The sequence below is a fragment of the Lysinibacillus zambalensis genome (assembly GCF_040183165.1).
GTDB lineage: Bacteria > Bacillota > Bacilli > Bacillales_A > Planococcaceae > Lysinibacillus > Lysinibacillus zambalensis.
Genome location: NZ_JBEGDG010000006.1, coordinates 160,688 through 172,571, shown reverse-complemented (window position 1 = coordinate 172,571; position 11,884 = coordinate 160,688). Strand labels below are relative to the sequence as shown.

General features: G+C 33.8%; 13 protein-coding genes, 1 pseudogene and 1 riboswitch. Of the genes and pseudogenes, 8 read left to right on the top strand and 6 right to left on the bottom strand.

Annotated features, from left to right (window positions below; translation table 11 throughout):
- The first annotated feature begins 10 nt into the window (after positions 1–10).
- Positions 11–241 (top strand): RNA chaperone Hfq, encoded by a 231-nt coding sequence (gene hfq, locus ABNX05_RS10525; protein ID WP_349659683.1) that lies wholly within the window; start codon positions 11–13, stop codon positions 239–241.
- A 90-nt stretch (positions 242–331) separates the two neighbouring features.
- Positions 332–634 carry a rhodanese-like domain-containing protein gene (locus tag ABNX05_RS10520; RefSeq protein ID WP_349659682.1) on the top strand — a complete coding sequence of 101 codons (303 nt, stop codon included), beginning with the start codon at positions 332–334 and terminating at the stop codon, positions 632–634.
- A 57-nt stretch (positions 635–691) separates the two neighbouring features.
- On the opposite strand, the gene ABNX05_RS10515 is transcribed toward ABNX05_RS10520, so the two are convergent.
- Complete coding sequence (locus ABNX05_RS10515; protein WP_349659681.1) at positions 692–1,087, bottom strand: hypothetical protein; 396 nt, start codon at positions 1,085–1,087, stop codon at positions 692–694.
- Positions 1,088–1,400: 313 nt separating this feature from the next.
- Here ABNX05_RS10515 and ABNX05_RS10510 point away from each other — a divergent pair, with 313 nt between their 5' ends.
- The gene (locus tag ABNX05_RS10510) at positions 1,401–2,273 is read left to right on the top strand and encodes a DMT family transporter (RefSeq protein WP_349659680.1); all 873 of its coding nucleotides are present in this window, start codon (positions 1,401–1,403) and stop codon (positions 2,271–2,273) included.
- A gap of 116 nt (positions 2,274–2,389) precedes the next feature.
- Here ABNX05_RS10510 and ABNX05_RS10505 read toward each other — a convergent pair.
- Positions 2,390–2,602 (bottom strand): annotated as a pseudogene (locus tag ABNX05_RS10505) (adenosine deaminase); the annotation flags it as partial.
- 51 nt (positions 2,603–2,653) lie between these two features.
- Positions 2,654–2,821, bottom strand: a complete 168-nt coding sequence (locus ABNX05_RS10500) for a hypothetical protein (protein ID WP_349659679.1) — start codon at positions 2,819–2,821, stop codon at positions 2,654–2,656.
- Between the two features lie 489 nt (positions 2,822–3,310).
- Between ABNX05_RS10500 and ABNX05_RS10495 the strand changes: the two genes are divergently transcribed.
- Together ABNX05_RS10495 and ABNX05_RS10490 are read left to right on the top strand one after the other, a co-directional pair.
- Positions 3,311–4,009, top strand: a complete 699-nt coding sequence (locus ABNX05_RS10495) for a polysaccharide deacetylase family protein (RefSeq protein WP_349659678.1) — start codon at positions 3,311–3,313, stop codon at positions 4,007–4,009.
- A 507-nt stretch (positions 4,010–4,516) separates the two neighbouring features.
- A complete protein-coding gene (locus tag ABNX05_RS10490; protein WP_349659677.1) occupies positions 4,517–5,281 on the top strand; it encodes a YheC/YheD family protein in 765 nt (254 codons plus the stop codon).
- Between the two features lie 874 nt (positions 5,282–6,155).
- Here the strand turns inward: ABNX05_RS10490 and ABNX05_RS10485 are convergent.
- Together ABNX05_RS10485 and ABNX05_RS10480 are read right to left on the bottom strand one after the other, a co-directional pair.
- On the bottom strand, positions 6,156–6,758 hold the full coding sequence (locus ABNX05_RS10485; protein ID WP_349659676.1) for a response regulator transcription factor: 603 nt from the start codon (positions 6,756–6,758) through the stop codon (positions 6,156–6,158).
- Positions 6,759–7,452: 694 nt separating this feature from the next.
- Positions 7,453–7,731, bottom strand: a complete 279-nt coding sequence (locus tag ABNX05_RS10480) for a hypothetical protein (RefSeq protein ID WP_349659675.1) — start codon at positions 7,729–7,731, stop codon at positions 7,453–7,455.
- 234 nt (positions 7,732–7,965) lie between these two features.
- Between ABNX05_RS10480 and ABNX05_RS10475 the strand changes: the two genes are divergently transcribed.
- From ABNX05_RS10475 to cobT, 3 genes are all read left to right on the top strand, one after another.
- Positions 7,966–8,769: a hypothetical protein gene (locus ABNX05_RS10475; RefSeq protein ID WP_349659674.1), complete on the top strand. Its 804-nt coding sequence runs from the start codon at positions 7,966–7,968 to the stop codon at positions 8,767–8,769.
- A gap of 31 nt (positions 8,770–8,800) precedes the next feature.
- Positions 8,801–9,544 carry a FixH family protein gene (locus tag ABNX05_RS10470; RefSeq protein WP_349659673.1) on the top strand — a complete coding sequence of 248 codons (744 nt, stop codon included), beginning with the start codon at positions 8,801–8,803 and terminating at the stop codon, positions 9,542–9,544.
- A 147-nt stretch (positions 9,545–9,691) separates the two neighbouring features.
- Positions 9,692–9,869, top strand: a riboswitch (cobalamin riboswitch).
- A gap of 114 nt (positions 9,870–9,983) precedes the next feature.
- Complete coding sequence (cobT, locus tag ABNX05_RS10465; protein WP_349659672.1) at positions 9,984–11,039, top strand: nicotinate-nucleotide--dimethylbenzimidazole phosphoribosyltransferase; 1,056 nt, start codon at positions 9,984–9,986, stop codon at positions 11,037–11,039.
- Between the two features lie 119 nt (positions 11,040–11,158).
- Here cobT and ABNX05_RS10460 read toward each other — a convergent pair whose 3' ends face one another.
- A complete protein-coding gene (locus ABNX05_RS10460; protein WP_349659671.1) occupies positions 11,159–11,764 on the bottom strand; it encodes a trimeric intracellular cation channel family protein in 606 nt (201 codons plus the stop codon).
- Between the last annotated feature and the right edge of the window lie 120 nt (positions 11,765–11,884).

Sequence of the window (11,884 nt, the reverse complement as noted above, 5' to 3'; positions counted from 1 at the left end):
GGCATATTTGATGAAATCAATTAACTTGCAAGATACATTCTTAAACCATTTACGTAAAAATAATGTTTTTGTAACTGTGTTTTTGTTAAATGGATTTCAGTTAAAAGGAACTGTGAAATCCTATGATAATTTTACAGTAATGTTACTAGATGCTGATAACAAACAACACCTTATTTACAAACACGCTATTTCTACATTTGTTCCAGCGAAGCAAGTGGATTTTTTAGAGACAGATAACTAGAGTAAAACAGTTAGTGTTCTTGACACTAGCTGTTTTTTTGCCTTCAGGCTATAATGTAAGAGGAAATTGACATATTGGAGGACTACACAGATGAAATCTATGGATACAACAGAAGTATTAGAACTATTAGATGCGAACGAAGACCTATACATTATTGATGTTCGTGAAGAGGATGAGGTAGCACAAGGCATGATCCCAGGTGCTCAACACATTGCTCTTGGGACAATCCCTGAGCGCTTAGAAGAATTAGATGCTTCTAAGCCATACATTATCGTTTGTAAGGCAGGCGGACGTTCAGCAAATGCTTGTGCATACCTAGAAGCTCAAGGCTTTGACGTAACAAACCTTGAAGGCGGCATGCTTGCTTATGATGGAGAGTTAGAGTTTAAATAATGACATACTAAAAAAGAAAGAGCCTTTTAATATTTGCTCTTTCTTTTTTTCTTGCGCTTATTTTTTTAGTGAGTCTATAATAAGGCTAAAATTTTTTTCGAAATGATTGTATGGATTTTCATTTTTTGGCTCACGGATTTTTAGGTTGTAACAGGCAAAGTTTAAACCGGCACCGTAAACTTGTAATGCGCCATTCGCAAGATCGCCGTTCTGAAGAAGTTCAATACCTTCCTTTAAGAAGGTTTCGCTCTCATCGAAGTGACATTCAGTAATGTTTTTATTTCCATTGTAAAATAACTTGAGGTTTTCAATGATTTTATTCGCTGTATCTTCACTTATTGAAGCGTCTACATTGATTAATAATTGGTTTATCGGTTTTACTAGCTGAGCATATAGGCTATCATAATTTTCACATGTTTCAGCAATGGCGTTTCTTAGCTCTTTTGTATCCATCGTCTCTTCTCCAATCTTTTTAATTTTGTTCTCCCGTACATTGTATTAACTCCTATACTTATCTAGCATGCTAGTTTTCAATTAATTTTTATCGTTTTAGTACTTATCAAAAAATAGTATCTAGATTGAATATTCAGAAATATGTTACAATTAATTTCGTTAAGGAGGGATAAGTATGTATCGAACAATAGCACCCCCAACAATGTCTTTACAGTAGAATCTACTGTTTAGGCATTCGATAAAAGCTTGCTAATTCTCAATAGATTCTACTGTATATCGGAGACTATATACATGTAGAAAGAAGGAATTAGAAATGAGCGGAAAACTATCTTTTATTGTATCAATGATTATTTTTGGCGCTGTCGGTGTTTTTGCAAAATACATTAAATTGCCTTCAAGTGAAATAGCCTTTTGGATGAGTCTTATTGGCTCTTGTTTTTTACTTTTGGTGTTCCTTTCTAAAAAAGAAAAATTTACGAAAACAACTATTTTGCAAAATAAATGGCCATTGATACTTTCGAGCTTTGCTTTATGCGGCAATTGGATTTTTCTTTTCCAAGCGTACAAGGAAACAACCATCGCAAATGCAGCGCTAAGTTACTATTTTGCTCCAGTACTAGTAATTTGTTTATCACCAATCGTTTTGAAAGAGAAAATATATGCACGGAAAATCTTTTATGTTTGTGTTGCGCTAGTAGGCCTGTATTTTATCGTCCAAAGTCAAACTACCGAAACGAGCGAACATTATATCGGAATTGTCTATGGGCTTATTGCAGCTTGTTTCTATACAATAGTTACATTCACCAATAAGTATATCCGTGGATTAAAAGAACCTGATAATACGATTATTCAGCTTGCTTTAGCAGCGTTATTCCTTGCGCTTTATCTTTTTGGGACCAATGGGTTCCAAATAATGCAAATTGATATGAAATCAATTAGTTTACTTATAGCATTGGGTATTGTCCATGCTGGGATCGGCTTCTATTTGTTCTTTTTCGGAATGCGTCATCTAAAAGGGCAAAGTATAGCTATTTTAAGCTATATTGATCCGCTAACATCATTACTGATTTCGACGATGATTATAGGAGAGAAAATGACGACATTACAAGTACTAGGCGCTATCCTTTTACTCGGCGCAACATTCCTGAGTGAAATAGATAAAACAAAGTTGATATCACAGCAATAAACGGACAGAAAGCTCCCGAAAGCCTTTTGGGTATTAGGGAGCTTTTAGTAAAGGGGAATAGTATTAGTTTTAGTTTTATCCCCTAAAGAACGTTTTAATATTTTTGAAGAAAGCATTCAGTTTATCGTATCTGATACTGTTCTGTTATCCGTATTAAATGTCACTTTTATTCCATCTTTATGAAACTTATAAATCGGATATTCCGAATAATGATGAACAGCTTTCGTTTGGACATTACGTGTTGGACACATTTCAAGCACTACCTGTCTTTCTTTCACATTCTTATATGCCTCGGCACAATCTTTAATAAATACTCCGTGTCCTAATCTTTCAGCACCAACAGTTCAACAGCCTCTAGAACGTTTTTACCAATTCCTGTTTCACCGCATGAATAGTGACGCTGTAGCCATATTGGCTAAAGCGATTGGATCTACGAATTTTTCACAAAATCCTTCTTCTTCGGATGCATATAGGTCAATTGCTACTACACCTTTTCCAAGGAACTTTTTCCTCTTTTCAACCACCTCGAATGCACTTTCTACAGACATCGTCCTCACGCAAGCCAGGATTATATTTCTCTTTATTTCGTAACAGCTTTCAGCGTCTCTCGCCCCATCTATAACAGATTAAATAATCTCTTCCAAATCCCTTTAAAACCGACTTCCTCTACAACTTTTGCGGAAAGACCGTTATGGGCTTCTGTTAAAAATTCAAGTTTATTTGAATATTTTTTTTTAGGCTGTTTTCGCAAAGATTGTTGCTCTTCAACTAACCTTTCTTGTTACACTAACAGGGTAGGATAGTTTAATAAGGAATGCTAAAATAGCCTTAATTTCAAAACGATTTTATTTAATACTGCTTAAAAAAAGTAGGTAGGGAGAACAGTATTCGGTAGAACTTTCTAAATTGGATTTTTGACGAAGAAAAGAATACAGAATATTTTTGGCTGTTGCTGTTGCCTTTGATTTGGAAGGACTAACGCTTTTTGATAAAATGGTAAACGGTATTTAAAACTCCTGAATGGAAAGAGGATTGCTATGAAAAAGAAGTTGGTATTGATTGGGATAGGGATTCTCTTAGTTTTCCTTCTACTACTAGGCACTTATAAATTAATGAATTCTAGGACGTATCAGTTATTTGGGGGCTTAACCAAACAAGTAGAGACGAATCAAAAAGTAGTTGCTTTAACTTTTGATGATGGTCCGGCGGATAACACAAATCAGATATTGCCGCTATTGGAAGAGTACAATGCTAAAGCTACCTTTTTTCTGATAGGTGCAGAAATAGAAAAATTTCCAGAGGAAGCAAGAAGAATCGCAGAAGAAGGACATCAAATTGGGAATCATACCTATTCGCATAATCGGATGATTTTCAAAACACCCTCTTATTACAAAGATGAAATAGAAAAGACAGATCAATTGATTCGTAATACAGGCTACAAAGGTGAAATTGATGTTCGGCCACCTAATGGGAAAAAGCTGATAGGGTTGCCGTATTACCTAAATAAACATAAAAGAAAAACTATAACTTGGAACCTTGAACCAGATACTTTTTACACTACGGTTTCTGACAAAGTAAAATATGTGACTGAGAATATTGAACCTGGTTCGATTATCTTGCTGCATCCAATGTATGATAAAACGGGCAAAGCGCTCCAAACAATTGAAGGTATACTACAGGAACTTTCAAATAAGGGTTATAAATTTATCACTGTTAATGAACTTCAAGATTTATAGTATAAAAAAGAGTTAATTTCCTACCTTCGTTGGGATTAACTCTTTTTTTGTTGCTGCCGTTTTCTGCTTTAAATGGATGCATCCTTTTCCTAGGAAATTTCTCTTCTTCATCCGGCTACTTGTCTTGATGTTTTACAGCAACAATCTTTGAGAAAACAGCCATTTTTTTTAAAAAGTTCATCTTTTTTTCAATATACCCCAACTCCATACTACTCGACATATCTATATAACTAAAAGTAAAGATTATTGGGGCAAATATATTAGAAACTAATGATTTTGAAAGTAATAAAATGGATGTATTGAAAACAACATAATGCTACTTTTCTAGTGTAGTAAATTTATTATGACTCTAATAGAAAAATGGGTGATATTAGTCACGTTATCAAGTCCCACCTACCCATGCGAGATAAATCTATTTGCATACAATACAGTAAGCTCCATAAGTGGAGAGGACTAAACTATTAATAAAAAAGAAATAAAAATATCTAACTAAATGAGGTGAGTTTATTGAAAAATGGACTTGGAAAATGGGAACAATTCTTACTTTTAAAACAAAATCCTTTAACAACTAACTGCATTCCAGAATCAACACTTTACAGTCTAGAAAACCTAATCTATTTATTAAATAAATATGAGTATATTTATGTGAAACATAATAGTGCCGGACAAGGAAGAGCAATTTATAAAATCTACAAAAGAAAAGATGGACACTATTGTTTTAACGGATTTACCATGCAAGGTGAAGAAATAAGTAAATGTGTAGCAGCAATTGAGGATTTCCACCAAGTTCTACATCCATATGAGAAACACGGTAGATTAAGCGGAAATTATATTATACAGGAAGGGGTCAAAAGTCTCACCCCTGATGGGGATTCAATATCCATTCGTGTTCATGTTCAAAATCTAAAGGGAAAATGGGTAATTGGTGGAATTTACGGAAGGGTTGCAACTGAGGATCATGGGATTGTCAATTCAAATCGGGGTTCTAAAGCAATATCGATTGAAGAATTACTATCAGGTTATTTGATGATGGATAATACAAAGAAAGATCAAACAATAGATTCTCTAAAAGAAGATTCAATTTTAGCAGCTGAAGTAATAGCATCCCACTGTCCTTGTAGAGAATATGGCATTGATTTTGGAATAAATCTTGAAGGAAAACCTATATTATTTGAAGTAAATACAACGCCTAGCATTCGTAGTTTTGCCAAAGTTGATAGGGCAATCTGGAAGAACATTGTTGAGATTAGGAAAAAGCAAAATGAAGGCTAAGTTTGAAATGTAGTTATTTTTCATTTTAGTCATCAGCATATTTCTATTCAATAGACATACATCCAAAAAATACTTACCTTTCTATAATTTTGGGAAAGAAGAAACTTAATTGCATCCGTTACTTGTGAACGATTAGGGATTTCCTGAAAAAATGGATTATGGTTGGATAGGCGCGATATGAATCAATTTTCTTTGGAGACGATTCAGCATGGGCTCAAATTCCCAGCCCTCAGGAAGCTGAATTCGCGTACATTAGTTTATTTGGTTATTCGAAGTGTTAAAAGATTCTTTTGATTCACTCTTACTGGCGAAGGAAAATCCCTGGAAAAAATGTCTGTTTACAACTTAAGCAGACATTTTTTTATATTAAGTATACTTTGTTAGAGATATGTAGAACTATAACTTCTAAATGATTGTAGGGAATAGTTTCATTTCATTTTGAAGCAACGTCCTAAAGACATTGGTACTCCGAAAGATTTCAGTATGTAGTTTTTTAGTAACCATTTATAACTACTTAGGCTTGGAATAAAGTTTAATTAAAAGCACTTCTTTAGCCTACATTTTAAGATAAATAAAAAGAATCCATTTCGAATAAAAGGCTTCTTATTTTTGCTTACTGAAGTACTATAAAAAACAATTCAATAAAACTAAAATAGCACCTATACCAAAAACAGAAATCACTTTTATCATGTCTTTCTTCAACAAAACACCACCTAATATCCATTTTTTAAAATCCAAACTATTATGTAAGTGATGAGTGCTTTTATACTGCGTTTATATTAGTGTTAACGTTATTACTAGTGAATTATTAGTAGTGTGAATTAGCCTTTCATAAGATCAAAAATTAATAAAAACACAAGTATGCACAAGTATGCTATTTAATACTTAGCAACCCTCGCTTAATAGCTGTTACGACAGCACCTACTCGAGATTCTACGTTTAATTTCCTAATGATTGATGAGATATGATATTCAACTGTTCTTATGCTTATCATCATTTCCTCACTAATTTCAATATTGGTTTTATCCTCTGCTATTCTTTTTAATACTTCAGACTCTTTTGGTGTAAGCATTTTATCTATCTGATCTTTTTCAACTTTAGGAAACCTTTTGTCACCTAAAAATACTTGTCTAATAGTAAAGATTAATTCTTGGAATGATTTTTCTTCTGAAATAAAAGCGCTAGCTCCTGCATTGTAGGAAGATCTTATATATTCTGAACATTTACACTTTGATAGTATGATAACTCGTAAGTGTGGAATATTTTTTAATAGTTTAGTTAAATCAATTTTGTTTGATAACTCCATTTGCAAATTTATAAGTACAATATCCGGAGAGTTAGTGATTATTTCATGATGTAAATACTCAGGATTAGAAAGAGTCCCTATCACGCAAATATTGGGTTCTTTGTTTAATCTGTGCTTTAAGCACTCTAGTACTAATTGACGATTATCTACAAGTAGTAGTTTAATATTCACGCTATTCACTCCTTGGTTATATATCAATCTTCATCTCCAAAAAAGTCCGCTATTGTCATTAAATAATAAGAGAAAAACTAAAGATTTAGTTTGAATAATATACCCATTAAATGTTTTTCAAAACTATTAATCTCCAATAACTGAGGTGATTCTGCATTATTATGTGAAATATATATGAAGTTAGAATATTTGCGGGAAATACGGATGTTTTAAAAGTTCTATTTGTTATATTACATATAAGTGTTCTGAAAAAAACAAAAATTAAAAAAATGTATCTTAATATTCAAGATGTGTTTTTATAAGTGAATCCTAATTAATAGCAAGAAATTAATATTTACACAAATCTATTAATACCTAGTAAAAAACGTTGATTAACCCAATATAATTGGTGTGATTACTATATAAAACCAAATAAGAAAGGAGTTGTATGAATTAAAAAAAGGCTTGCGCTGATTTGATGATCCTTCGACTACAGAAGTTATATGGTGTTATTTCTGTACTTCTACAAGATGATTTGTAAAATATAAAGCACTTATTTAGATACTTTGAGAGTACAACAATTGTTCAAAGACTTTTCAAAATGAGAGGAAGAAATTAGTGTTTTATTTTGAAATCATTATTTTTATTTTGTTCCACAAAGAATTTTATCCTCTTTGGTTAATGAATGAAGAAGTTAGCAAGGTTTAAAATCAAGTTATAGGAGACAAAAGATGATTAATAAATTATTATTAGTTTCATTTTCACTACAGATACTTTTTTTTCTTCTTTTTTTTAGTACCTTACTAGCCAAAATACCAGAGCCATTCGCATCAGTTATTATCTTATTAATTGCTTCAATGGGTTTAATTGTTGCTATAATTTCTGTAATTAAAGGACAAACATCGAGGCTAGCTCCCATAGTACTGGGAATATCGCTTTTGATATTTTTAATGTTTGTATTTGCAATGCTTTTATCAGGAATGTAAATGGTCAATCATAAATTTTCCAACGGGAATATTATTATATAGGGCAGAGAAGGGATTCATCCCAATATATACTACTTTTTTCGATGAAGGTTCTAACGACAAGGGCGAACCTTCGAGGGCCTACCTGTTTTTCAGATTCCCTTTTTCAATTTTTTTGAGTTTTAAAGAAGTAGTTGACCATTTGTATTAAAATGAAATAATTTGTAAAATCACACCAATTAAAATTAAGGAGGGGATTAAGAATGAAGGTTAGAAAAAGGTTTAAAAATGGTATTGTAACAGCTTTATCGACACTATTTATTTTTTCAGGAGTACTAAATGCTAGTATAGTTAATGCGGCAGAGCCAGTAACTGCTATTCAGGACGGAAATGTTCAGGGGAAAGCAGGAATAGTTATGAAGATTGATCTTACTGGAGAAGATAAAAAGCTATTGGGAGATGAATTTCTTAAGGAAGTAGAAAAAGAGGGATGGAAAAAAACTGAAAATGGTTATGAGAAATTTTATCCTGCCCAAAACGGCTCATTAACTATTAATGACCAAGTGGTTGATTTGACTGCTGATGGTACATTCGTAATAAATGAAGATGATGCTAATTTGGATATTCAATTTAAGGCTAATGGGCAAGAAATTAAAACAAATGTTAAAAATGATATGAAAAAATCCCGAACTATAGATCTAGTAAAGACTATCGATTTCAAAGACTTCGTAAAGTCAATGGATGGTGAAATGATTAGTACAGAAAATAGAGACAAAAGCACCCGATCTGAGGTGGGCCAAAAACACTCTCCAGGAGATCGTGTACACTGTAACCGATTCAATGGTTCAGCTTCTAATCATAGATACTATAATCACTGGGATCCTAGGGCATGGAAAAACTTTGTAGGAAGTGATTGTGACTATGCTTTCTTATCTTATGACTGTCAAAATGATTATACAAGTAATACAAATTGCCGTGGTCTTCAATCAGCTTATAACTACAAAAACTGTTCATGGGCTTTATACCATTCTAACAGATATCACTACTATGGCAAATCAGGACACTGAAATTATTATTGTTCTGGGGAGATAGATTAGTATGAAGAAATTTATATATATATTTCTATTCACAGTTTTTTTGTTTTTAAATGCCTGTAGTAATACTGATACAAACCAAGTATCAAGTGTTGCTGAAGAGCTTAACAATATCGAAACCAATCATATATATAAGAATGGGGTACTAACAACTAAATTATCAGTTCCAGAAAACCTAAGAAATGAAGAAAACTTCAGTATTATAATGGATTTAAAGATGCAAAATATGGATCATAATATTGAAGATATAAACCTATCAAAAGAACAAAACTATTATACTGCTAAAATTGAATTACCAATGGAAGGTATTTGGAATATAGATTATCATTATGTTTTAGATGAAAATACTAAAATTGATTCCTTTACTGAAGTTTTTGGTAAAGTCGATGAAGAACAAATAGATGATGTGACCCTTAATATTACAACGAATCCCGAGTTTATTCAGCCAAATCAAGTAGGAATTCTAAACATTACACTTCATGATAATCAAAACAATATTATTCAAGATTCAAAAGTAAGTTTACAATTTGATCTACTGGAAAGGGATATTCATTTTACGGAGGATTTAAAAAGCGAAAATGGAGTTTATCAATTTAAAGGTAAATTTGAAGCAGGGATTTGGTATGTTACTATACATGCCTTTGCAGAGGGAAATGAGCATTTAATGGAAACTGTTATTTTACCAATTGGTACAGAAACTGCAAAAGAAGTAGAGAGAGAATCATTAAAAAATGGGCATCGAAATTAATATATTTTTGTGGAGATGTTATGGATAGGGGTAACGAAGAAAGCTAAATTTCTTATTTTTAGTTTTTAACACTAGTGTTGCGCAAAAGGTTCTGAATTTTCCATTTGAAATGTTGACACATTAAACACTTTGCCGTAGATTTAAAGTAATTGCATAAAAGCGTTAGGTGCCCACTGCGGGAGAATAGGGAATAAAGTGAAAAGCTTTAGCGGTCCCACCACTGTAAAAAGGGAGTTTCATAGAGAATGCCACTAGCATCGTTCTGGGAAGGTTCTATGAAATGTTGAAATTGAGCCAGGAGACCTGCCTATCTGCTTCGTATTATATAGACGATGGAAAAGTCTGTAGTTTATTTGTTATGGATAAACTACAGGCTTTTTATTTTTTTCTCAAAATCATTCTTCGAGTAACGAGGGCAAAAAAGAAAGGGGAAATTTTCATGCAATTATTACAACAAACGATCCACAACATTCAAAGTGCCGACCACAAAATGATGGGGCAGGCAAGAGAACGCATAGATGCACTTTGCAAGCCACCTAGTAGTCTGGGAAAGCTGGAAACTCTAGCTGTGCAACTATCTGGTATTACAGGTGAACTATATCCTGCAATTGATAATAAAGCAATTATTGTCTGTGCCGCGGATCATGGTGTCTGTGATGAAGGAGTGACACCGAATCCACAAAATGTGACGGTCTTCCAAACATTAAATTTTCCTAGAGGCGGAACTGGTGTCTGTGCTATCGCAAAAATCACAGATGCTAAAATTGTCACGGTAGACGTTGGCGTAAAAGAAGATGTGCCACATGATGCCGGAGTCATCATTAAAAAGATTAAATACGGTACGGACAATATGGCAAAAGGACCTGCCATGTCAAGAGAAGAAGCCATTCAATCCATTGAAGTAGGAATTGAAGTAGCTACGGAAGAAATTAAAAAAGGGATAAATGTACTCGGGACAGGTGAAATGGGTATCGGTAATACAACACCTAGTGCTGCTATATTATCGGTTCTTCACGAGTGTCACCCGAATGAAGTGACAGGCTTCGGTGCAGGAGTTGGACCAGGAGGGATTGCACATAAAGTAGAGGTTATTTACAATGCTATTGCATTAAATAAACCAAATCGTCATGATGCTATTGATATTCTTGCAAAAGTTGGAGGGTTAGAAATAGGCGCTATGGCAGGAGTAATACTTGCTGCCGCCGCACATCGAAAACCAGTTGTTATTGATGGCTTTATTTCTACTATTGCAGCTCTTATTGCATACGAACTTGAGCCAAACGTCAAAGACTATATTATTCCTTCTCATGCCTCTGAAGAACCAGGTGCAAAAATTGCCGCTGAAATGCTCGGAATTGAACCGATGCTACAAATGAATATGCGATTGGGTGAAGGCTCTGGTGCAGCTTTAGCCTTTCCTATTTTGGACGCAGCATGCTCTATGATGAAAAACATGACTACATTAGAGGAAGCTATGCTACTGTTGAAAAAGTAGATCTATTAATCTTTAGGTACTTATTGTCGCTGCTGTGGATGCAAGGCGTTTGTGAAATAACAAAAATTCAAAACAAGCCCAAATCTGACATTTGGGCTTGTTAATATGCAACGGTATAGCTATGCCCGATGCAACCTCCGTAACGGTAAACGCCATTTCATCATATATGAAAATATTCTTAGTACGGTGATCATACCAAATAATACATATAAAAAAATATCACCTGAAAATAGTTGAAGTCCGATAATAAGCCCGGCTAGTGCTGCCCAAACCCCATAGATTTCATCACGGAGGACTAATGGTTGTCGTCTAGCTAATAAATCTCGAACAATTCCACCACCTGACCCTGTTAAGACAGCAGCTATAATAACCGCACTAATAGGCATGTCGAGCTTCACAGCATAGAGAGCACCTTGAATCGCGAATGCCGATAATCCAATAGCATCGGTGAAATTACCCCAACGATGCCAATGCTGAATAAGTCGGTGCGGAAATATGAAAAATAACGTAATAGCTGCAATGGCAATTTGGAACATCATATCTTGCCCCCACAGTGTTGTTACAGGTAAACCTATGAGTAGATTTCGTATAGCTCCACCACCAAAAGCAGTTACGATACCGAGTATATAGACACCGAATAAATCGTATTCTTCCTCCATTGCAATTATTGCCCCGGAAATAGCAAAGGCAATTGTTCCAATGATACTAAAAACCTCCCAAGCCAACCCTTTCACCCCTTATGTGAAACAATCATTTCATGTTGTTGTAGATTACATAGTAGAAAACTTTAATGTTACCTTTTTGTATCTAGAAGTTTTTGCAAAGAAAAGTATAGACTTATGATT